17 protein-coding genes are annotated in these 22498 nt (G+C 39.3%); 12 read left to right on the top strand and 5 right to left on the bottom strand.

Annotated elements, in window-relative coordinates:
* The first annotated feature begins 104 nt into the window (after positions 1–104).
* From AWN68_RS01340 to AWN68_RS01330, 3 genes are read left to right on the top strand one after another with little or no spacing between them, the layout of a single operon-like run.
* Complete coding sequence (locus tag AWN68_RS01340) at positions 105–3221, top strand: S41 family peptidase (protein ID WP_068410354.1); 3117 nt, start codon at positions 105–107, stop codon at positions 3219–3221.
* Positions 3221–3547: a Rieske (2Fe-2S) protein gene (locus AWN68_RS01335; protein WP_068410351.1), complete on the top strand. Its 327-nt coding sequence runs from the start codon at positions 3221–3223 to the stop codon at positions 3545–3547. Before AWN68_RS01340 ends, AWN68_RS01335 begins: the two co-directional genes overlap by 1 nt.
* A 40-nt stretch (positions 3548–3587) precedes the next feature.
* Complete coding sequence (locus AWN68_RS01330) at positions 3588–4820, top strand: DUF418 domain-containing protein (protein ID WP_068410348.1); 1233 nt, start codon at positions 3588–3590, stop codon at positions 4818–4820.
* Between the two features lies 1 nt (position 4821).
* Here the strand turns inward: AWN68_RS01330 and AWN68_RS01325 are convergent, their stop codons facing one another.
* The gene (locus tag AWN68_RS01325) at positions 4822–5796 is read right to left on the bottom strand and encodes an isoaspartyl peptidase/L-asparaginase family protein (protein ID WP_068410346.1); all 975 of its coding nucleotides are present in this window, start codon (positions 5794–5796) and stop codon (positions 4822–4824) included.
* A gap of 95 nt (positions 5797–5891) precedes the next feature.
* On the opposite strand from AWN68_RS01325, the gene AWN68_RS01320 reads away from it, so the two are divergent.
* The 4 genes from AWN68_RS01320 (at position 5892) to AWN68_RS01305 (ending at position 10825) form a co-directional block, all read left to right on the top strand.
* On the top strand, positions 5892–8174 hold the full coding sequence (locus AWN68_RS01320; RefSeq protein WP_068410344.1) for a family 20 glycosylhydrolase: 2283 nt from the start codon (positions 5892–5894) through the stop codon (positions 8172–8174).
* 380 nt (positions 8175–8554) lie between these two features.
* Positions 8555–9193, top strand: a complete 639-nt coding sequence (locus AWN68_RS01315; RefSeq protein ID WP_068410341.1) for a hypothetical protein — start codon at positions 8555–8557, stop codon at positions 9191–9193.
* Positions 9194–9275: 82 nt separating this feature from the next.
* On the top strand, positions 9276–10463 hold the full coding sequence (locus AWN68_RS01310; protein ID WP_068410338.1) for an SdiA-regulated/phytase-like domain-containing protein: 1188 nt from the start codon (positions 9276–9278) through the stop codon (positions 10461–10463).
* Complete coding sequence (locus AWN68_RS01305) at positions 10460–10825, top strand: YccF domain-containing protein (RefSeq protein WP_068410335.1); 366 nt, start codon at positions 10460–10462, stop codon at positions 10823–10825. The genes AWN68_RS01310 and AWN68_RS01305 overlap by 4 nt, the downstream gene beginning before the upstream one ends.
* Before the next feature lie 84 nt (positions 10826–10909).
* Here AWN68_RS01305 and AWN68_RS01300 read toward each other — a convergent pair whose 3' ends face one another.
* Positions 10910–11968 (bottom strand): PDDEXK nuclease domain-containing protein, encoded by a 1059-nt coding sequence (locus AWN68_RS01300; protein ID WP_068410333.1) that lies wholly within the window; start codon positions 11966–11968, stop codon positions 10910–10912.
* Between the two features lie 233 nt (positions 11969–12201).
* Here AWN68_RS01300 and AWN68_RS01290 point away from each other — a divergent pair, with 233 nt between their 5' ends.
* The 3 genes from AWN68_RS01290 to AWN68_RS01280 all read left to right on the top strand — a co-directional run bounded on the left by AWN68_RS01290 (position 12202) and on the right by AWN68_RS01280 (position 15972).
* A complete protein-coding gene (locus tag AWN68_RS01290) occupies positions 12202–12501 on the top strand; it encodes a hypothetical protein (RefSeq protein ID WP_157716020.1) in 300 nt (99 codons plus the stop codon).
* Between the two features lie 455 nt (positions 12502–12956).
* Positions 12957–15065, top strand: a complete 2109-nt coding sequence (locus AWN68_RS01285; RefSeq protein ID WP_172796017.1) for a KAP family P-loop NTPase fold protein — start codon at positions 12957–12959, stop codon at positions 15063–15065.
* A 340-nt stretch (positions 15066–15405) separates the two neighbouring features.
* Positions 15406–15972: an RNA polymerase sigma factor gene (locus AWN68_RS01280; RefSeq protein ID WP_068410323.1), complete on the top strand. Its 567-nt coding sequence runs from the start codon at positions 15406–15408 to the stop codon at positions 15970–15972.
* 1 nt (position 15973) lies between these two features.
* Here the strand turns inward: AWN68_RS01280 and AWN68_RS01275 are convergent, their stop codons facing one another.
* On the bottom strand, positions 15974–18409 hold the full coding sequence (locus AWN68_RS01275; RefSeq protein ID WP_068410320.1) for a bifunctional UDP-N-acetylmuramoyl-tripeptide:D-alanyl-D-alanine ligase/alanine racemase: 2436 nt from the start codon (positions 18407–18409) through the stop codon (positions 15974–15976).
* Positions 18410–18418: 9 nt separating this feature from the next.
* Complete coding sequence (locus AWN68_RS01270; RefSeq protein ID WP_068410319.1) at positions 18419–18760, bottom strand: tRNA-binding protein; 342 nt, start codon at positions 18758–18760, stop codon at positions 18419–18421.
* A gap of 130 nt (positions 18761–18890) precedes the next feature.
* Here AWN68_RS01270 and AWN68_RS01265 point away from each other — a divergent pair, with 130 nt between their 5' ends.
* Entirely contained in the window at positions 18891–19262 is a 372-nt protein-coding gene (locus AWN68_RS01265; RefSeq protein WP_157716019.1) for a hypothetical protein, read from the top strand.
* 77 nt (positions 19263–19339) lie between these two features.
* Complete coding sequence (locus AWN68_RS01260) at positions 19340–21718, top strand: TonB-dependent receptor (protein ID WP_068410312.1); 2379 nt, start codon at positions 19340–19342, stop codon at positions 21716–21718.
* 5 nt (positions 21719–21723) lie between these two features.
* Here the strand turns inward: AWN68_RS01260 and AWN68_RS01255 are convergent, their stop codons facing one another.
* Positions 21724–22458: a 1-(5-phosphoribosyl)-5-[(5-phosphoribosylamino)methylideneamino]imidazole-4-carboxamide isomerase gene (locus AWN68_RS01255; protein ID WP_068410309.1), complete on the bottom strand. Its 735-nt coding sequence runs from the start codon at positions 22456–22458 to the stop codon at positions 21724–21726.
* Positions 22459–22498 lie beyond the last annotated feature (40 nt).

Below are 22498 nucleotides of genomic sequence, written 5' to 3'. Positions count from 1 at the left end.
GGACGTTTGAAAGTAAAGTACAAATCTGATACATTTAATAACTAGTCACATGGTACAACTGTGGTTAAACCATGTGATATGTTTCCATTATGAATCAATTTTGTATGAAAAAGGCTTACTCGATACTCGCTTTACTGATTTTTGCAACGACACTTCATGCGCAAAGCGATGTGTACTTTGCTTCAACTCCAAGTCTAAACCCCGATGGTTCCGAAATCATTTTTTCTTACGATAGTGATTTGTGGAAAGTAGCTTCAAATGGTGGCACCGCCACTAGAATTACGGCCATGGACGGGAATGAAAGTTATCCACGCGTAAGCCCAGATGGTAAGTGGATTGCCTTTTCTTCGGAACAATATGGAAATACAGACATTTACCTGATGCCATATGGCGGAGGAGAAATTAGGCAACTCACCTTTAATTCCTCAAGTGATCAAATGGAAACTTGGTCGTGGGATAGTAAAACCATTTACTTTCATTCGAGCAGATACAACAGCCGTTCAGCCTATTCGGTGGGCATTAATGGCGGCACACCGAACCGTTTTTTCGAACATTTTTTTAACTGGCCACATAACTTGGCCATTCACCCGGATGGCACAATTTATTTCAATGAGAGCTGGGAAAGCAGTAATCAGGTGGCTCGTAAACGCTATAAAGGAGCTTTTAACCCAGATATTAAATCATATAACCCTAAAACGGAAGAGTTTAACACGCATACCGACTATATAGGTAAAGATATGTGGGCTACAATTGACCGAAAAAGCAACCTATATTTTGTATCGGATGAATCGAACGAACAGTACAATTTGTATGCTTTTCAAAATGGAAGTAAAATCAAACTCACCAGTTTTAATACTTCCATAAAAACCCCTCAGGTAAATGCCAACGGTGGTAAAGTGGTGTTTGAAAAAGACTATCAGTTATACGTTTATGATGTAGCCAGCAAGAAAAGTGAAAAGGTGAAGATTTCTATATTCCAGAATTCAACACTGGCCAAAACCACCAATTTCAATACAAAGGGAAATATTTCTGCTTTTGATGTTTCGGCCGATGAGAAGAAAATGGCCTTTGTTTCTAGGGGCGAACTCTTTGTGTCTGACATCAGCGGAAAATTCATCAAGCAGATTAAAACCAATGACAGGGAAAGGGTGACGGAAGTAAAGTGGCTTAAAGACAACCAAACTTTATTGTATGCCCAAACGGTAAAAGGCTATACCAACCTATTTACCATTGATGCTTCTGATGACCAAGCCAAGGAAAAGAAGCTGACGCAAGATGACCAATCGGATAGAAACTTGGAGTTCAATATGGATAGAACGCAAGCAGTTTATTTCAGTGGAATTAACGAAGTGCGTTTGCTTGATTTGGGAACTTTGAAAAGCGAGACGATTGCGAACGAAGAGCTTTGGGGGCTTTACAATTCACAGCCACGGTTTTCTCCCGATGGCCAATACATTGCCTTCAATGTGAAAAATGATTTTGAAGATGATATTTATATCTATCACCTTCCTACAAAAAAGTTAAGCAATTACACTCAAACTGGAGTGACAGAAACCAGTCCTTTTTGGGGGCCAGATGGCAAATACCTCTATTTTGTTTCGAACAGAACGAAGCCGAGTTACCCTTTTGGTTTGGAAGATGGCCGCGTGTATCGAGTGCCGCTTTCTCGTCATGAAGCCGAATTTAAATCGGATAAACTAAATGAGGTTTTTGAAAAGAGCGACAAGAAGAAAGACAGTACTAAAGTGGTTGTCAACATTGATTTCGATCAAAACTGGTTACGTAATTTACAGCGTATTAGCCCCAACTTCGGAACTCAAAGCAATCCCAATGTCATCAAGTCTGGTGATAAGACTTATGTGATTTATTCTTCCAATCACGATGAAAACCAACGTGGTCTTTGGATGACTACCCTCGAAGATTTTGAAAGGAATAAAACAGAGAAAATAACAGGGTCGACCAGGGCCAGAGGTGAAATCCTTACGGTGAAAAAGAACCACTATTTAATCAATGGGGGCTCCATCAGTAAGTTGAATTTAAGCCAAAACAAGCTTACGGATATTGAAACGGATTTCACTTTCAGAAAATCGCTTAGAAATGAATTTGACCAGATGTATGATGAAACTTGGGCAGGTATTGAGGAGAATTTTTACAACGAAACTTTTCATGGAGCCGATTGGACTAAGCTTAAAACCCAATACGCTCAATTCCTTCCACATGTAAAAAGTAGGGCTGAATTACGCGTGCTCCTCAATGATTTACTGGGTGAATTGAATTCTTCTCACATGGGTTTTAATTCTGGTGGAGGGGAAGAACGTACCTATTACAGCACTCAGAGCTTGAATCTAGGTGTACTTTTCTCTAATGAGAATCCTTATGAAATTGATAAAGTAGTGAGCGAAGGTCCTTCGGACTTTTCAAATAAAAACATAAGAAAGGGGGATGTGCTTACTTCAATCAACGGAGAAGTCATTAACCCGAAAATGAATCGGGAATATTACCTTTCTAAGCCTTCAGTAGATGAAGAAATCACCTTGGGCATAAAAAGAGGGAAGGAAGAATTAGAAGTAAAAGTGCATCCATCGAGTATGGGCGCATTGAGAAATAACCTGTATGATGAATGGATAGCTGACAACCAAAAGCGTGTGGATGAAGCCACAAAAGACCAAGTGGCCTATGTACATATGAAAAATATGAGTACAGGCTCATTACAGGAATTCTTGATTGAAATGACTTCTGAAGGCTATAATCGTGATGGACTTATTTTGGATTTGAGATACAACACGGGTGGAAATGTTCATGATGAAGTGCTTAAATTCCTTTCTCAAAAACCATATTTAAAATGGAAATTCCGTGAAGGAAAATTGACTACTCAGGCCAATTTTGGCGCTGGTGCCAAACCGATGGTACTGCTGATTAATGAACAATCATTGAGTGATGCAGAAATGACAGCGGCTGGCTTTAAAGAGTTGGGTTTGGGTAAAATAATTGGAACCGAAACGTATCGCTGGATTATATTCACGAGTTCGGCAAGATTAGTAGATGGCTCCTCCTATCGACTACCCTCGTGGGGTTGTTATACTATGGATGGTAAAAACTTGGAAAGTGAAGGCGTGAGTCCAGATATTTTAGTGAATATGAATTTTAAAGATCGCCTTAGCGGAAAAGACCCACAACTTGACCGAGCGATTGAAGAGGTGATGAAGCAAATCAATAACTAATGAAATCCTTTAAGCTCTTTGATTCAAAGAATGAATTGCTGGAAAGAATGGGAGTGAATGAACGCAGTATTGTTCGAATTGGAGATCATAGGATTTGCCTAGTTTTAAATGCGGGAGAATTTCATGCGTTTGACCATCTTTGCCCCCATAATCAACATTCCTTGTTTGAAGGAACAATTAATTACAAGAATGAAGTGGTTTGTCCGCTCCATTCCTATCGGTTTAGTTTGAAGGATGGAAGCGAATGTGAGCAGCGAACTAAGCCATTGAGAATTCATGCATTAAAAATTGAAAACGATGGTGTTTTTTTGCAGGTGAACGACTGATTTTTCGATTAAAAACGAATCAGTTAATATTACTACGGTTATGGCAGGTACATCATATATTTTACAACCCATTGGTACTAAAAATAGAGTTATAACTCTAGATATCTTGAGAGGTTGTGCTGTGCTTGGAATATTACTGATGAGTATTCAGCGTTTTTCCATGCCTTCTTATGCCTTCTTGAATCCTCTTTCTTTTGAAAACCTTGAAGGGCTTAATTTATATGCTTGGCTGATAAGCCATGTGTTCGCCAACGGAAAATTTTCAGCCATGCTGGCCATGCTATTTGGAGCGGGCATTTTAATGATATCGCAGAAGGCTAGAAAGGAACACATGAGGTCTAGTAAATTGCAGTATCGCAGATTTTTTGTTTTACTGCTTATTGGGATTTTACATGCTTATCTTCTTTGGTATGGGGATCTCTTAGTGGCCTTTTCTATATGTGGCTTTTTTATGTTTGCCTTTCGAAGCAAGAGCAAAGCTTATCTCTTTAAGTCAGGGGTTATATTCTTGGTGGTTGGTTCGGGCTTAAAGCTTCTGCTTGCCTATAGCATTCCTTTTTGGGAGCCAGGTCAGTTTCAATTATTAGAATCAAAATTATGGGATCCAAGCGCTCAGGAAATTACCAATCAAATTAGTTATTACAGGGGCAGTTGGGAACAACAAATGCTGATTAGAGTTCCTGAGGCCTTTTATATGCAAACGAGAATCTTCCTTTCAGAAGTATTTTGGAAAGTGAGTGGGTTAATGTTATTAGGAATGGCTTTTTATAAGAAAGGAGCCCTTATTGGCAAGCAATCTAAAAAATACCTATCAAAAATGCTCATTTATGGCCTAGGTTTGGGTTTACCATTGGTAGTGTCTGGTGTTCTACTCGACTTTCATTACCGCTGGGATTTTGAATTGAGTTATTTTTATTTTTCTCAGTTTAACTATTGGGGAAGTGTTTTAATGGCCATTGGTTATTGCGGGTTTATTGTTCTTCTCTGTAAAATTTCAACCAGAAGTTTTATTGCCAGAAGCTTATCCTATGTGGGGCGAATGAGCCTTTCAAATTACTTGATGCAGTCCATCATCTGTAGTTATATATTTTATGGACACGGCTTGGGCCTCTATGGTGATTTAGACCGTTCGGCTCAAGGAGTGGTGGTATTAGCACTCTGGGTTTTTCAGATTCTCTTTTCTTCTATATGGTTAAGCTATTTCCAATTTGGGCCGTTTGAATGGGTCTGGCGCTCACTCAGTTATGGCCGCGCTCAGCCCATAAAAAAATAGGTTAAACAGCAGACATAGAATCTATCAATTCATCCTGCGTATTTGACTTTACTGCAAAATTGAAGCCTTTGTGTATACCGTAAGCTCCATACTCCCCCGTTTTACTAAGGGCCAAAAAGCCAACTTGTAAATCCATATAGTTGTTTTTGTACTTCCTTACTATCCGATCCACAGCTTCTTTACAGGCTTCTTGTGGAGGATAGCCTTGGCGCATAAGTTCAACAATCATATGTGAACCACAAATCTTAATCACGAATTCACCCAAACCTGTAGCCGTTGCTGCTCCAATTTCATTGTCAACATACAGCCCTGCTCCGATGATGGGAGAATCTCCTACTCGACCGTGCATTTTCCAAGCAGCACCGCTGGTGGTACATGCGCCAGAAAGATCTCCATCTGCATCCAAAGCTAACATGCCTATCGTGTCATGGTTTTCTACATTGATCTTCGGTTTGTAGTCCTGATTTTTAAGCCAGTTTTTCCAAGCCTTCTCAGAGTTGGGAGTGAGTAAGTTTTCTTCTTTAAAGCCCTTTTCCAAAGCGAACTGTTTGGCGCCTTCACCTACCAACATCACATGAGGCGTATCGTCCATTACCTTTCGGGCAACAGAAATAGGGTGCATAATGTCTTGCAAAAAAGCGACTGAGCCACAGTTTTCGTTGTGGTCCATAATACAAGCATCGAGGGTGACGAAGCCATCGCGATCTGGAAAACCGCCTATGCCTACGGTGGCGTTATTAGGGTCGGCTTCGGTAATTCTTACGCCTTGCTCCACCGCGTCAACGGACTTTCCTCCTTGAGATAAGACCTCCCATGCGCCTACATTGGCCTGCACTCCGTGGTTCCAAGTAGAAATAACAATAGGCTTCTGACCCGCTTTCGCTGGGGTGGCGCAAGCCAAAGTGGATAAACTTCCAGTAGTAACAGCAAGGCCTCCTAGTATGCCCGACTTGATGAATTTTCTGCGATTGCTCATGGTAAAAATTTTAGGAAGTTAAAAAAAATGTACCGACCTGTAACATACCTTTTAACATTGATTTTATATTTGGTTGAATCTCAATATCTTTCCCTATGAAAAAAACAGCGGTAATTTTCAGTCTATTGGCCATTCTGGCCTTTTCTTGCCAGTCTAATTCTTATCCAGATTTGGCGGTTAGTGCGGTACAAATTGTTCCTCAGCCTCAAAGTATGGAAATCAGGGATAACGAAACGATGGTCATTTCTTCAGGCCTAACCATTGTGGCAGTAAGCGAAGAAGAACAGAAGATTGCTAACTATTTGAAAGACTATTTGGCCGAAATTAACTGGACAGTGAAAGTAAAAGAAGATGCACCCAGCAGTAATTTCATTGCTATTCAACAAAAATCAATTGGCTCAGACAACATAGAAGCCTATGTGCTGAGTACTTCCAAAGAAGGAGTTAAAATCGAAGCCGCCAATGGAAAGGGTTTGTTTTATGCTGTTCAATCGCTTATTCAATTATTACCGCTAGAGGGAGAAGCCGTAAAGCTGCCCGTGATGAAAATCAATGATGAGCCTCGATTCGTTTATCGTGGAATGCACCTTGATGTGGGCCGTCATTTTTTTCCTGTTGAGTTCGTGAAAAAGTATTTGGACATGATGGCCTTTTACAAAATGAACAACTTCCATTGGCACCTTACCGAAGACCAAGGCTGGAGAATTGAAATCAAGCAATACCCTAAGCTCACGGAAGTGGGCAGCATGCGTAAAGAGACCATGGTAGAGAAAAATTTTAGTCCATATGTGGGCGATGGCATTCCTCATGGTGGTTTTTACACCCAAGAAGAGGTGAAAGAAATTGTGGCTTATGCCATGGAAAGACAGATCAATGTGATTCCAGAAATTGAAATGCCAGGGCATAGTGTGGCAGCTTTAGCGGCTTATCCAGAGCTAGGCTGTACGCCAGGTCCGTTTGAAGTGAGTACCATTTGGGGTGTCGATAAGAACATCTACTGCCCAAGCGAAGCAACATTTACTTTCTTAGAAAATGTACTTTCAGAAGTGGTTGAGCTTTTTCCAGGTCAGTATATCCATATTGGTGGCGATGAAGCGCCAAAAGACCGTTGGAAAGAAAGCGCAGTAGCACAGGCGGTGATCAAACGCGAAGGCTTAAAAGACGAGTTCGAATTGCAGAGTTATTTCATCAAAAGAATTGAAAAGTTCTTAATCAGTAAGGGCAAAAAACTCATTGGTTGGGATGAAATTTTAGAAGGAGGCCTAGCACCTGAAGCCACGGTAATGTCGTGGAGAGGTGAAGCCGGAGGTATTGAAGCCGCAGAGCAGGGCCATGACGTAATTATGACACCAAACAGTGTTGCTTACTTTGACCACTACCAAGCGAGCCCAGAAGGAGAACCTTTGGCCATTGGTGGCTTTACTACGCTTCAAGATGTGTATGATTATGAGCCAGTTCCAGAAGAGCTTTCTAAGGAAAACCAAAAGCATGTGTTGGGTGCTCAGGCCAATGTTTGGACAGAGTATATGAAAACCTCTGATCATGTTGAATACATGGTTTTCCCACGTATGTTGGCCCTTTCGGAAACAGTTTGGACGAACCCTGAAAATAAGAACTGGGAAAGGTTTCAGAAGAAGCTCAAATATCAATACCAGCTGCTCGATTCAAAGAACATCAATTATCATGTGGCTGCTCCGGCAGGTTTGAAGCAAGGCTTAACACTTTCCGAAGAAATTGAGATTGAACTTTCAGTGCCGTATTCGGACGCCAAAATTTTCTATACAACAGATGGAAGTGAGCCTTCGAAAAATTCAATAGAATATACTGCTCCATTCATTCTGAAAATAGCTGAAAGGGAATTGCAAGTAAAGGCGGTAACCGTTACTTCCACAGGAAAATACAGTCCTATCGTTCAGGGAGTTTACAAGAAAGCTGAGTTGGTTGAATCCGTGAACCCTCTAAAAGTAAATAATGGATTACAAACCATGCTTTACACTCGAAATTATTCAAGTGTAAGGCAAATTGAGGGAAGAGCTTCTTCTACTTTTGTTTCCGACAATGTTGTCTTGCCTACTAATCAACCAGATAAATTTGGGCTGGTATTCCAGGGTCTTATCAATGTCCCTACCGATGGCATTTACATTTTTTACACCACTTCTGATGATGGTAGTGTACTTAATATCGATGGTCAAAAGGTGGTTGATAATGATGGTCCCCATGGCGCTCAGGAACGAATGGGAGAAATTGCCTTGAGGGCTGGCTATCATAATTTTCTACTTAAGTATTTTGAGGCTGGTGGGGGTGAAACTTTGTCTGTTGCCTTTCAAGGCCCTGATATAGAGAAGCAAGCTATTCCGGCTAACATGTTTAAGCATTAGATTTCGCATTTATGCGATCCTGAAGGCTCACGCCAAATCGCAGAAAGCATATTTCTGATACACAAATATCGGCTGAAAGAATCCGTCCGTAGTGCTATCAATAGGTGGGTGTATTTGGCTTAACTCAATTGAACAGGCAGATTAAAAATGGCGAAAACTATCCTTTCGCAACTCATTTGTTTTAACGATATTGGATAGGTCAAGCTCAAAAATACTATTATGCTATTCTCCTATATCCGAATGGATTCGCGAAGCCTAGTTAAAAACAGGGCTTTTTCTGTGCTCAGCATTCCTAGTTTTCACCTAGGCATGGTTATTTTTCAAGGTGAATTATCAAACCCTGAAAATTGCAGAATTCACCCCTTCGAACACACTGCATTATGAATAATACTTTTAGAAAAAATGCCTTGCTAGCCCTTGCCCTGACTGTATTTTCTCTGTTCAGTTGCGACCGGAGAAATGGTGAAGATAAATTTCAGGCCGAAATTCGTTATTTCATTTTGGAGCATTTAGAGAATGACATTGCCTATAACCCCATTCGTTTTCAACGTATTGACAATAATTTCCTATCGTCTGATGTAGCGTTAATGACTTCTGTTCTGGCCATTCAGGATACGGTGAGAACGAAGCTCAACTTGGCTTTAGATTATTCCGTGGTGTTTGAAAGCCCTTTGATTAATACCTTTCTTAGCATGGAAAACAGCTTTGAAATCGATTTGATTGATGAGTTAATTATGGAGAACATCAAATTAGACAATGCGCTTAAAGCCAAACTGAAAGTAAACCAGAAGACTTTCCCAGAAAGCTATCGCACACAACAACAGCTTTTCACCGATCAGCTTTTGGATATTAATAATGCCCTGAGCTACTTTAATCTTTCGGCTTATCATCTTGACCTCAGCGGAAAAGCATCTACTTTTTATTTACACGAGTACCAACTCAATCAAGCGCAAAACATCACAACGGTTTTTGAATTGAATACCGAGAGTTTAGAGGTGCTTTCTTTTAAGGACATTTAGGCTCATTGACTGGTCTGCTTATTGAATAAAATGCCGAAATAATTTATTCTTTTTCCAATAAACTATTAGCTTTCATATTGATATGAAAGCAAACCATCTTAAGCCCTTCGGAGTAGTAATTTTTTCACTTTTGGCTATAGCCTCCTGTTCTTCAAACACTTCCACCGAGAGTAAGAACTCAAACCTTGAAGGAAACTACGAGCTGGTTAAAGTAGATTCTTTAATGGTACCAGTTTTAGAGCCACTTCAGATCACAGATTTCAATCCAAAAACGAATCGTTTCTTAGCCTATGGTACTCAAAGTAAGGCTTGTATGGAAATTGATGCAGAAGGGAATGTGTTAAGTTCAGTCGATCTGACTGGAGAGGGGCCGGGGCACTTTGGCCCTGGAATGAGTGGCTTGGGCTATTTGGGAGATAATATAGTTGTGGAGGGTGCGGGTGCTTACTATTTCCTCGATGCCGACTGGAATTATCTTGAAAAGTTCACTCCTGGCTCTGGCTATATTCCTTTAACTTATATAGATGGCAAACCCGATGCGGTAGAAATAAATGGCGTAAACACTATTATCAAAGCAAAGAGTCAGAACTATTTTGGGAGTGTCAAATTAAAGGAAGACCACTTTAATACTGCTATGATGTTGGAGGCATTTAATTCTAAAAGCCAAGAGCCAACGGAATTATTACCCTATCCAGAGAATTCAATATACAGGACTAACGAACTTTATCTTGACAACCATGAGCCTAAAATTAGCTATAATCAACAGAAAGAGGAACTGATGCTAGTATTGCCCTTGGAGCCAAAACTGTATAAGTATAAACTCATAAATAATGGATTTGAATTAGAAAGTACACTTGATCTGGATTTGAGAAATTTCAGAACACCACAAGGTATTGCTTATGAAGATCAGCATGAAAATCCCCTCAAAGGTTTCGGTAGATCGAACCAGTTGAATTATATCTATGGAATGCTGAATAGTAGTATTCTAGATGTGAACAGCTATGGTGAAATAACCATGATCGGATACAAAACGGGAGCTGCCGAACCAACTAGTATTACAGATTATGGAGAGGCAACTAAATATGCAATGGCTAATAGTGAGACACGGTATTCCTTTTTTGTTAAGGATAAAATGGTGCTCGAAACTGATATTGATCTTTTGAGGTATGTAAGGTTAAATGAAAGCCAACTCTTAGTGCCTTATGTAAACGAGGAAGAAGAACTCGATTATAATAAGTTCTATATTTATGAGCTCAAGAAAGTAAAATGAGTTTAATCGGAAACATAATCTGGATCGTATTTGGTGGTTGGATGATCGCCTTGGAGTACATTATTGGCGGCATTGCCTTATGTCTCACCATTGTAGGAATTCCATTTGGGATTCAGTGCTTTAAACTGGCCATTGTAGGTTTTGCGCCTTTTGGGCAACGAATTGAAGGGGGGAGAACACTTACCGGTTGCCTTTCACTTCCCTTAAACATTATCTGGTTTATTTTTGGTGGCTTCTGGGTCTTCCTTACCCACTTGGCTTGGGGGCTAATCTTTTGCATCACCATTATCGGTATTCCTTTTGGAATGCAACACTTTAAACTCGCAGGCTTGGCCTTTGCTCCGTTTGGGAGGGGGATTTAGTTGGTACGCTGTGCCCGTAGTTCCTTGCCCACTAAAAAAAAGTAAGTAATGCCTTAGCAGTTGTATAATAGGAAAAGAGGGAAGTCATGATTTTTCGTTGTTATGATTGGCTTTAAATTCTTTGGTCAGCCTAGTCTTAAGCTCTTTCACGCCAGGTAATTCTCCTTTGTATTTTTGAGGAAGTTTCTTCTTAAGTGTGTACTCTGCCACTCCTATTGGATTCTGAACGCCTATTAGCGCATAATCTACCTCCACATTGTCCTTCTCTGCACAAAGTATAATACCAATAGAAGGATTTTCTTCTGGCAATCGAACTTGCTCATTAAGAAGGTTAAGGTAAAAATTCATTTTTCCGGCAAATTCTGGCTGAAACTCTCCAATCTTCAAGTCAATGGCTACAATGCATTTGAGCTTTCTATGGAAAAATAGAAGATCAACAAAATAGTCCTTATCTCTTAGTACGAGTTTATATTGATTACCCATATAGGTGAACCCATAGCCTAACTCCAAAACAAAGTCCTTGATTCTGGCCACAATTTTATTTTCCAACTGCCGCTCTAGGATAGGACCATCAATGTCTAAAAAACTTAGGGTGTATTCACTTTTTAAGGTTTCATTGGCCTGTTCTGAAAAGTGAGCAGGTAGGGTAGCTTTAAAATTGCTCTGTTTTTTATTGAGTCTATGATTCTTATAAGCCTCACTTTTAATAGCATTAAATAGGGTGTTTCTACTCCATGCGGCTTCAATGGTGCATTCCAAATAGTATTTTCTTTCCTCCCCGTCTTTAATCTTGGTGAATAGGAGAATATTCTGACCCCAGTTAACCCTGTAAGAAAGTAAGCGTTGTTCCTCATTTTCTAAATAGGTAAGGTGGTATTGTCTCATATACCATAGGTTCCTGCTTGAGAAACTTTCTTTAGACCCAGTAACCTTATTTATATCCATTGCCAATTGTTCAACAATAGATTTACCCCAACCTTCTTCTTCTTGTTTTTCAACTATACGTTTTCCAATAGTATCGTATAGCTGCATCATGGTTATAGTAAGCTCTTCTGAAGCTTTCTTTCTATGACTTTCTATCTCTAGCAGTATATTCTGCAATAGGTCCTCATAGCTTTTATCTCGATGCAATTCTTTATTCATTTTCTGTGTATGCTATTTCTGCAACAGCTGTTGCAGTATTACTTTCTTTACCATTATCACTTCTGCAACAGTTGTTGCACTATTAATCTCACTACCTAAATTAATTCTATCACTATCATTTGCTTGGCCTTCGCTCCGTTTGCCAGAGGGCTTTAAGCTTGTGCTTGCAGGGCTTGAAAATAATAGTCGACAAAAAATCATTCAAAATCAAACAACAATATTTATATTAAAAATTGAATGCGAAAGAAATATCTTTGAGAATGCTTCTCCACCCCATACAACCAAAAGGCGCTCTTAACCAAGCTTATCGAAAAGTAAAGCTTTTTAGAAATGATCTTGATGCGTTTAGGCAAAACCTGCTCTACTTGATAAGTCAGGTGGGTGATGCCAAAGTCGAACAAATCCTTTCTCTCAAAAAGGGCAACCCACAGGCAAATACTTCTGCTTTAGAGCGCGAAATTGATTTGATGGTTTATGCGCTGTATGCGCTGAGTGAGGAGGAGGTTGAGATTGTGGAGGGGGGTGAGAAATGAAAAAACATATCTTATTAATCGTAGTACTAGTTTTTGGCCCGCTTATTTTTCCAAATAAATCTGTTGATCTAATCAATAGTTACCTTGTAAATCCAATTCTCTCTAAGTTCAATAGTTCTGGTTGGTTAGAGTTTTTGCTAATCCTCCTAATAATTGGATTTATTTACTACTCAGTTTTATTGTGGAGGCGCAGAACTATTATCTCAAATTGGACGGTCATTTATACCTCTCTGCTAGTCTCAATTTATTTCGTTTATTATTACGGTTTTGACAACTGGATCTATTTAACCTGGTTCGATTCAGAAGTTCCTTATTTCCATGCACTTGCACTTATTCCTGTTTCATGCGTTGTCCTAGAGGTAAGGAATAGACTACATGATAAGAGGAGAAAATCGAACAATAATAAGTCCTTAAGCCTAATAGCCGATGTTCCAATTGAAAAGTCTTTAGATGATGTGCTCTCAAGAAAGAATTATGCTCAAAAGATTTCAAATCACATCCATAACACTTCTCTTGACCATTCATTCGCACTTGCTTTGTCATCGGAGTGGGGAAGTGGAAAAACATCTTTTGTCAATCTAATCATTGAGCACTTTCAAGAACTAGATAAATCAGCGATTGTAATAAGATTTAACCCAAAGTTAAGTCAAAACCCAAAGGGCATAATCACGGATTTTTTCAAGGAATTTGAAACTTCTTTGGCACCATATAGAACAAGAGTTGGATCACTTATAAAGGAGTATTCAAACTCTATAACCGTATTAAAAAGGAATACTGTTGTGGAAAACATCAACGACCTTGTTGATGCATTTAACCCTCCAAAACCGTTAAGACAGCTTTATGAAGAAATAGATGGAATAATAACTTCAATAGGAAGAAAAATACTTATCGAAATTGATGACATCGATCGGCTTGATAAAGACGAGGTGATTGAAGTCTTCAGGTTAATAAGGAATACAGGTAGCTTTACTAATACCTTTTTCCTAGCGGCCTTTGACAGAGAATATGTTACCACAGCGCTCAAAGACATTAATGAGCACAATACGCACCAATACCTTCACAAGATATTTCAAGCCGAAATTAGCTTACCAGGATTTGATAGAATTGTACTTAGAGACAAGCTTATTGAATGTCTAAAAGAGACGATAAGGATTGAAGAGGACTTAAATGAACTTAAAAACCTTTTTAGCATAGATGTTGGACTTTTTGGACTTAGCTCAATGATTGGATCATCCATGGAAATTCCTTCAAATACAGCAAGTTCATTAATAACAAATTTACGAGATGTTATTCGCTTGGCTAATAATATTAAGCTTACATATGATGAAGATATAAGACGAGAAGTAGACATAAACGACTTCTTCAGAATTCAAGTTCTTAAAGTAAAGTTCGCTAGAGAACTAGATTATTTTTATGCCAATCATAATAATATTCTTATGGCTAAATCTGTTGGTAATGATACTTTCCTAGAGTATCCAGGTAAGGATACAGAAGGCAGCGAACAAATAGCACATGGACGGAAATCTTTCGAGACCTTTGTTGAAAAACCTCAAAAAGCGAACGTAAAGCTATTTTTAAAAGAAGTACAATCACTTTTCCAAAGGAATTCGAAAGAGGCAAATAATCTTTCAATACAGTGGTTATCAAGATTCAATATCATCTTTGGAGTAAATCTCTTTGGTAATTATTTCTCCGAAACAACATTTCAGAAGTATTTGAATGAATTAACCCTTACAGCCGAAGAGTATTATCAAGATATCTCATCAAAGAATCTTAAATCACAGCTACTAGGCAGATTGTCAGACATTGAGAAATTTACGTCACCTACTGCCTTCAAAAGAGTTTATTCTTTGTGGTTCCATATGTTAACTTCAGGATTCCTAGAAATACGTGACATCAAAGAAAGATTACTATCAACATCAGAACTGAGCAGTCTTACAAGTGAGATTGATGATTATAAATTTGACGATTATCGGTTTATGTTTTTTGAATGGTTAAACTCTATAAAAGATGTGAATAGAAGGTCATATTTAATTCAGCAGATACTACTACAAATCATTTATGACAAAGAAAAGTCTCTAGACATTATACCGTTTGATGATTTTATTCAGCAGAACCTGATAATATTGGAGACATATCTCTCCAATAATCTTATCGATGATTTGGCTCTTACAATTCATAGCCGTTGTACAGAAAGTGTTGAGGAACAGTCCAGACTAATTAAAATCAATGAAAAAGCAAATGAGCTTTTAAGGAAAAAAATCATCGAAGAGCCTGAATCCTATTTGGAACACCTTATTATTCCGTTAAATCAAAGCGAGACAGGCCGTGAATATGCTTTTCATGCTTTTACTAATCAAGTTTTTGATAGTCAGCAGAACTTCGAAGATTGGCTTCAAAGAACCACTTCAGCATTTCCTAAAAAGAAACTCCTATGGAAAATTTATAGCTATGTCAAAGCAAATGAGCAGCTTAAAGGATTTAAGTTTGAGGATTACGAGTTTAATCGTCCAAGTTGGGTGCCTGAACCAGAAATAAAAGACGAAGATTATCAAACAACATAAATTGAATCAAGTGTGTTGGTAATATCTCTTACCATCAAGAATTTAACTCGGCATGGTCAAAGTCCCACTGCATTATAAAGGGCTCATAAAGGGCTCAACGCTTTGCCTACCAGAAGATGAAATCCTTGTTGTTATTGTTATGAACAAGTATTCACATTAAGTAAAGGGCTCATTACTTAATAACTTAAATGAGAATAAGTACTTGCAACAGTAAAGACGCTCATCAATCCGTTGAAACAAATAAACCCCACCCCAACCTTTCCCAAAAACGATCATGTATTTTTCTACCTTTGTATTTCTTGGGTCAAGGCTTAAGAAAACAACATTGGGGTAAAGCTTTATGCTGAAAAACGACAATTTATCGGACGAGGAAGTAGTTGCATTCTTGAAAGCGGGAGGCCACGAACGCTATTTCGAGATCATTACCAGAAGGTATGAGACTTATATTATTAAGAAGTGTCGCAGCTACGTAAAAAATGAAGACGTTTCGGAAGATCTTTGTCAGGAGATTCTGATTAAGATTTTTATGCAGCTCAAGAATTTCCGCAGCGATGCAAAGTTCAAAACCTGGCTCTATTCCATCATTCACCATACTTGCATTGATTATTTACGGAAAGAGAAAAGGAAAACACACACCGTGATTTCTGAAAAGTTGATGGATGAAATGATTGATTTGGTGGATGAGGATGTATTGGACAAAGATGCCATGGAAACAGCCTTGTTTAAACTATTAGAAGATATTACGCCTGAAGAAAAGTTGATTCTGCTGCTCAAATACAAAGAGAAACACTCCATTAAAGAGATTGAGCAAACCATGGGCATTTCAGAAAGTGCAGTAAAAATGCGCCTTTCTAGGGCCAAGGAGAAAATCAATAAACTATACTCCAAATACAGTAATCACGATTAGCCTACTCGGCAAAGTAAATACGCTTTACGCGATCACTCACATTGGTCAGTATTTCGTAAGGAATAGTTTTTGCATTTTTTGCCAACTCGGAAATGGTCGGTTTTTCACCAAAGATGATGATGGAATCTCCTTCTTCGGCTTCAATATTGGAAATGTCGATCATGGTCATGTCCATACACACATTGCCAATCACTTTCGCTATTTGTCCGTTCAGCATTACCTCTCCATTTCCATTACTGAAAATTCTTGAGAAGCCATCGGCATAGCCAATCGCAATGGTAGCAACGCGCATATTTTTGGTCACTTTTCCTTTTCTTCCGTAACCAATCGTTTCGCCCTTCTTCACATTTCTGATTTGAGAAATCACCGTTTTTAAGGTGCTTATCGACTTCAGTTCATGCTGCAAATTACCGCAGGGTTCGATGCCGTAAAGCCCAATGCCTAATCGCACCATATCGAATTGGTACTCGGGATAGGCTACAATGCCAGCGGAGTTCAACGCGTGTTTTATGGTTTTTATGCCCAGTTGCTGCTCTACTTTTTGTGCGTAGCCTGTAAAGGTTTGTAATTGCTGAAGCGAAAATTCATTGTGTATTGGCTCGTCCGATGCGGCCAAATGCGTGTACAAACTCTGTACTTTAATATGGGGCTGAGCATGGAGCTGAGCAATTAATGTTGTTAAATCTTCAGGATCAAAACCCAAGCGGTTCATTCCGGTATTGATGGTAAAGTGGCCCTTGAGCGCAATGCCTTTCTTAAGGTAGAATTCAGAAAAAGTCTTGAGCTGTAAGAAACTATAAATTTCAGGCTCGATATCGTAGGCCACCAAATTAGGCAAATCTTCCTCTGACGGGTTGATCACCATAATCGGAAGATTGATTCCTGCTTTTCGCAATTGCACCGCTTCGTCTACATAGGCCACGCCCAAGTAATCTACCTTATGAAACTGTAAAAGGTGAGCAATTTCAGAGCCTCCGCTGCCATAGGCCAATGCCTTCACCATAATTAAAAGCTTGGTTTCTGGCTTTAGCAACTGGCGATATACGTTAAGATTGTGTGTCACCGCATCTAAATCAATTTCTAATACCGTGCGGTGAATGCGTTCTGTTAGTTGCTTCGCGATTTGTTCAAAGCCAAAACTTCTTGCCCCTTTAATAAGGACAACCTCCTTTTCAAAAGCGTCAAATGAATGCTGAAGGAATGCTTCGGTAGAAGGATAGAATTTAGTGGATGCTGGGAATAAGCTTTTGAAGTCGGCCAACTCATGTCCGATGGCATAAAGCTGTGTAATGCCCTTTTCTTTTACCAGTTCGGCTACACGGCTATAGGTGCTTTCTTTCGGGTCAGACTGCGGAATATCTGAAAGAATCAGTGATTTTTTTGGGTAGTGCTTCTGCTGTGCTAAAAAATCGAGCGCAATTTCTAGCCCGGCCAAGTCATTATTGTAGGTGTCATCTATTATGTAAGTCTGGTTAATCCCTTTTTTCAATTCCAGCCTCATCTTTATTGGCCGCAATGCATCAATTCCTTTTTGAATTTCTGAAGGGGTCCAACCATTGAAATATGCAAAGCAAACGCAGTGCATTATATTCTCTATGTAAGGTTCGTTTCCGGAATGTAGTTTTAAGTTGAAAGACTCGTTTTGGCTCTTCAACTGAAAGAACTGACCTTCCTTTTTTTCAACCTGAAGATCTGCTTTGGAATTAAAGCCCCAAGAGGTTTTGTGTTTGGGAGGGTTTTGCATCCTATTCAACCCTTCATTAATCAGCGGGTTGTCATTTCGGTAGTAGAGTTGATCAATGCCTTCAAATAGAATGAGTTTTTCATCCAGCTTTTCATCGATGGAGGCGAAGTATTGCTCATGTGCCGAACCAATATTGGTGAAAATGCCCTGAGTAGGTTGAATTACCTTTTTCAAAGGCAGCATTTCTCCAGGCTCAGAAATTCCGGTTTCAAAAACTCCTAGGTCATGCGCTTCGCTTAAAGGCCAAACGGAAAGAGGAACACCAATTTGCGAATTAAAACTTTTGGGGCTTTTGCATACATTCAGCTTCTCTGAGAGTATTTGTGCCAACCATTCTTTAATAATGGTTTTGCCATTGCTCCCAGTGATGGCCACCACAGGTTTATTGAACGCAGCCCTTTTCACAGCAGCTATGGCTTGTAGTGTTTTCACTGAAGACGCAACTTTGATAACGTTCGTATTCTTAGGGATTTCTCCAATTTCCTTTTCAACCACAAAGTTTTGAAAGCCTGATTTTATCAATTCAGGAATAAAAGAGTGGCCGTCATGATGTGGGCCATCAATAGCAAAGAAAAGTCCTGATTCTAAATCAAAAGCCTTTCTACTGTCCGTCATTAAATGTGCGATATCGTTATCTATTCCTTGAGATAAGTATTCGCCATCAATTGCATCAAAAATCTGTGAGAGTTTCAAGTCTTAAAATTAGAAAAGTTTAGCACCATTCGGCACGGGTTTATCTGGCCTTGCCAATATTATATTTCCATCTTGATCGGGAAAGCCGGTTACTAGAATTTCTGACTTAATATTGGCGATTTGTTTGGGTGGAAAGTTGACTACGCACATTACTTGAGTGTTAAGTAAATCTTCTTTAGTGTAGTGGTGTTTGATTTGTGCGCTCGATTTCTTAATACCCAATTCTGAGCCTAAATCCACATAAAGTATCCAAGCAGGCCTCCTCGCTTTTTCAAAATCTTCGACCTTTATAATAGTGCCTGCCCGAAGGTCAACTTTCTCGAAATCTAACCAGCTGATAAGATTGTTCATGTATCTTTATTGTTTACAGAGTTTTAACACTAAGTTAGTGCTTGGATAAGAAAACTAAACAAAATAAAATATCTACCGTTTAGATAATTGCGATTTTTTATTAATTTTATCCCCCCATGAGATAAATACTATGAATAGACAACTACTTCGTATCTTTACTTTCGGAATTTTAGGGATGTCCATGCATTCTATGAGTGCCTTGGGTCAAGAGGGGGAAGAAGTGCTCTTACCTGTTCCTAGACACGAAAACACAGTTATTCAAGATAGCATCATCCCAGTCGATTTTAATTCTGAAGGTAAACGTGACATGCCTCGTGGTACTTCTGAGACGACCATTTTAGGGAGCGAGTTGAATTCTGTTAATCTAGAAAAACCCTCAGAAAGAAAGGACAACCAACCAAAAGTTGCGACCAAAGAAGAGAACCAATCGGCTCTTTCATTTAATTTCCTCTATTACATTTTTTACAAGTTTAAGCCCTCAGACGTTTTTGAGAAGAAATAAATACCTTCTTTAACTTCTTTTGACCTTTTGAAAATTCATTGTTGCAATGGTGTTGCATTTACGTATACCTTGCCAACATGATTTTAAAGCGTCTCTCTCTTTTAATTTTATTACTAAGCTTATTTAACGCAGCGGCCTTTGGTCAAACCAACTGTGATTTAAAGCTATCAGGAGTTATCATTGGAAAAGATAGTGGTGAAACGATTCCTTTAGCTACAATAGAAATAGCGCATACCCAACACCGGGCAGTTGCAAATGAAAATGGGGAGTTTGAAATAGCAAATTTATGTGCTGGTAGCTATGAAATTTTGATTCGATTTGTTGGTTATACGCCTTTCAAAGAAACAATAAGCATTACAAAAGCCACTAAAATTCAGGTGGAGTTAGTTCCTGAAATTAAGGATTTGAGTGAAGTAACCGTTGAAGGAGAAAAAGCAGAAGAGATTGCTACACTAAAACAGCTTGAGATAAAGAAAGAAGAACTTTTTAGGAAGAGTGGTGAGTCATTAGGCAAGGTGCTCTCCACAATGTCTGGAGTAAATATGCTTCAAACAGGGCCCAATATTGCTAAGCCCGTTATTCATGGATTGCACAGCAGTCGTATTCTGATTTTGAATAATGGAATCAGGCAAGAAGGCCAGCAGTGGGGCCAGGAACATGCGCCAGAGATTGACCCATTTGTGGCTACTAATCTTCAATTGATTAAAGGTGCAGCAGCAGTAAAGTATGGATCTGACGCCATTGGTGGCGTTATTTTGGTAAACCCACCTGATTTACCAGAAACCGCAGGAGTTTCTGGCTCACTGAATGCTGTTGGAAATTCTAACAACGGTATGTACACAGGAAGCGCGATGGTCGAAGGAGGCATTGAAGGCCTAAATGGATTCGGTTGGAGACTTCAAGGTAGTTATAAAAAAGCTGGAGATTCAAAAGCACCAGATTATAGGCTAACCAATACAGGGACTTTAGAGAAAAACTTTTCGATAGGCTTGGGCTACCACAAAGAAAAGGGTGGTCTCGAATTATTCTTTAGCAGCTTTGATGCGGAAATGGGCGTGCTAAGAAGTGCGCATACGGGAAATCTTACGGATTTAGAAAGAGCAATTGGAAGCGATCGACCGCTTTTTATCAACGACTTTAGTTATGATATTAATAACCCAAGGCAAAGGGTTCAGCATCAATTGCTGAAAGTGAATGGCCATTTGGATTGGAAAGACTTAGGTGAAGTTACCGTGCAGTATGGTCTTCAACGAAACTTAAGAAAGGAATTTGACATCAGAAGAGGTGGTCGGTCTACCATTCCTGCTCTTTCGTTAGAATTGATTACACATACCGTTGAACTAGACCTGGACTTGAAGCCTATGGGTGACTTTAAAGGAGATATAGGCGCAAGCTTTCTTTATCAAGGAAATTCCAATGACCCAGAAACAGGGATTAAACCTTTGATCCCCAACTTTGACAATTGGACCGTGGGTGTTCATGCCATCTGGAGATATATTCAAAATTCGTATGAATTAGAAGGAGGCGTTCGCTATGATTTTAAACATTACTTGGTGAAGCGATTTGATTCTCAAAACAATCTTATCAAACCAGAATTCGATTTTAACAATGTTACGGGCTCGTTAGGGGCAGTCTTTTTTCTTCCATCGGGATGGAATTTCAGAACTAACTTAGGAACTGCTTGGCGTGCACCTCATATTAATGAACTGTACAGTGGAGGGCTTCACCATGGTTCTGCTGCTATTGAAAGAGGAAATGAGAACCTTGTAAGCGAAAAGGCTATTAAGTGGATCAGTAGCTTCGAAAAGGCTTCAGAGAAGTTCGAAATGAACATAGCCGCTTACTATAATTACATCTACGACTATATCTACCTAAGGCCGGAGAATGTTGAACTTACAATTCAAGGGGCTTTTCCTTTGCTCAGTTATACCCAGACGGATGCTTCATTTATTGGCCTCGATACGGATTTAACGTATCACCTTAATGAACATTTTGATGTCACCGGAAAGCTATCACTGATTAAAGTTGAAGATCAATTGAACAATGGGCCGTTGATTAATATCCCTACGAATAGACTCTCTACTGGTATTACATATAATTTCAATGATGGCTGGTTAAAAGACCCTTATATTTCATTGTCGGCCGATATGGTCGATAAGCAAAGAAATGCACCTAGGGTGGTAAGTATTTCTGAGGTGATTGAAGCCAATGAGACTAATACGGACCTCTTCACGGGCAATCAAACGGTTTTCGATTTTTTGGCCGCTCCTGCTGGCTATTCGAATTTTGGTTTTAGCGCTGGATTTAAAGTGCCAGTTTCTGCAAATTATATTGCGGTATATGCTTCTGTTGAAAACATGTTCAACAACAGTTATCGCGACTACATGAATAGGCTTCGTTACTACTCAGATGAGGTGGGTAGAAACTTTAGTATTAAACTGAATTACAGTTTTTAAGGAGCTTATTTAGATTGGCTGACAATGAATTTCTCAATGTCTTTTAGGGTCAGGTTACCTTCATAATATGCCCTCCCGAAAATCACGGACTTAACCCCAATCTCTTCTAGTTTTTTGATGTCGTCTATGTTCCTTACTCCACCGCTGGCCAGCACGTGGATTCCTTTGAAACGAGATACAATCTCTTTGTACATGTCAAAATTTGGGCCTTCTTGAATACCATCTTTGGCTACATCAGTGCTCTTTACATATTTCAGCCCTCTCATGTAGTAATAATCAATGTGGTCAAACAGGTCGATGTCGGTATTTTTTTGCCAACCTCTGATGGCTATTTTCCCATCTCTTGCATCCGCGCCAAGAATGATCTTCTCTCTTCCGTAAGACACTAACCACGAGCCGAACTGCTCTTTATCTGAAGTGGCAATGGATGCCGCAGTAATTGAGTTGGCTCCATACTCATAAGCCTTACTAATGTCTCCATCAGTAGCAACTCCGCCACTGTAATCGACCTTTAGTTTGGTGTAACCGACTATAGATTCTAATATATCGTAATTTACTGGCGTGCCGCTTCTTGCACCATCTAAATCAACGATATGAATTTTCTTTACCCCACAATCTTCAAACCTTCTAGCAATATCAACAGGGCTATCTTTGTAGACAGTACCGTGCTCGTAATCACCTTGCTTTAAACGGGTTACTTTTCCGTTGATAATCGATATAGAGGGAACAATTCTTATCATATAGTTGGATGTATAAAGCTTGCAGAGCCAAAATTAGCGG

Origin of the sequence: Roseivirga echinicomitans (genome assembly GCF_001592935.1) — a bacterium.
GTDB lineage: Bacteria > Bacteroidota > Bacteroidia > Cytophagales > Cyclobacteriaceae > Roseivirga > Roseivirga echinicomitans.
Note: the sequence above shows the minus strand (reverse complement) of the source record. Positions and strands in the feature narration are given on the sequence as shown.

Bases quoted from the DNA above. Each gene is read 5' to 3' on its own strand.
- AWN68_RS01340 (WP_068410354.1), top strand. From the start codon at position 105: ATGAAAAAGGCTTACTCGATACTCGCTTTACTGATTTTTGCAACGACA.
- AWN68_RS01335 (WP_068410351.1), top strand. From the start codon at position 3,221: ATGAAATCCTTTAAGCTCTTTGATTCAAAGAATGAATTGCTGGAAAGA.
- AWN68_RS01330 (WP_068410348.1), top strand. From the start codon at position 3,588: ATGGCAGGTACATCATATATTTTACAACCCATTGGTACTAAAAATAGA.
- AWN68_RS01325 (WP_068410346.1), bottom strand. From the start codon at position 5,796: ATGAGCAATCGCAGAAAATTCATCAAGTCGGGCATACTAGGAGGCCTT.
- AWN68_RS01320 (WP_068410344.1), top strand. From the start codon at position 5,892: ATGAAAAAAACAGCGGTAATTTTCAGTCTATTGGCCATTCTGGCCTTT.
- AWN68_RS01315 (WP_068410341.1), top strand. From the start codon at position 8,555: ATGAATAATACTTTTAGAAAAAATGCCTTGCTAGCCCTTGCCCTGACT.
- AWN68_RS01310 (WP_068410338.1), top strand. From the start codon at position 9,276: ATGAAAGCAAACCATCTTAAGCCCTTCGGAGTAGTAATTTTTTCACTT.
- AWN68_RS01305 (WP_068410335.1), top strand. From the start codon at position 10,460: ATGAGTTTAATCGGAAACATAATCTGGATCGTATTTGGTGGTTGGATG.
- AWN68_RS01300 (WP_068410333.1), bottom strand. From the start codon at position 11,968: ATGAATAAAGAATTGCATCGAGATAAAAGCTATGAGGACCTATTGCAG.
- AWN68_RS01280 (WP_068410323.1), top strand. From the start codon at position 15,406: ATGCTGAAAAACGACAATTTATCGGACGAGGAAGTAGTTGCATTCTTG.
- AWN68_RS01270 (WP_068410319.1), bottom strand. From the start codon at position 18,760: ATGAACAATCTTATCAGCTGGTTAGATTTCGAGAAAGTTGACCTTCGG.
- AWN68_RS01265 (WP_157716019.1), top strand. From the start codon at position 18,891: ATGAATAGACAACTACTTCGTATCTTTACTTTCGGAATTTTAGGGATG.
- AWN68_RS01260 (WP_068410312.1), top strand. From the start codon at position 19,340: ATGATTTTAAAGCGTCTCTCTCTTTTAATTTTATTACTAAGCTTATTT.
- AWN68_RS01255 (WP_068410309.1), bottom strand. From the start codon at position 22,458: ATGATAAGAATTGTTCCCTCTATATCGATTATCAACGGAAAAGTAACC.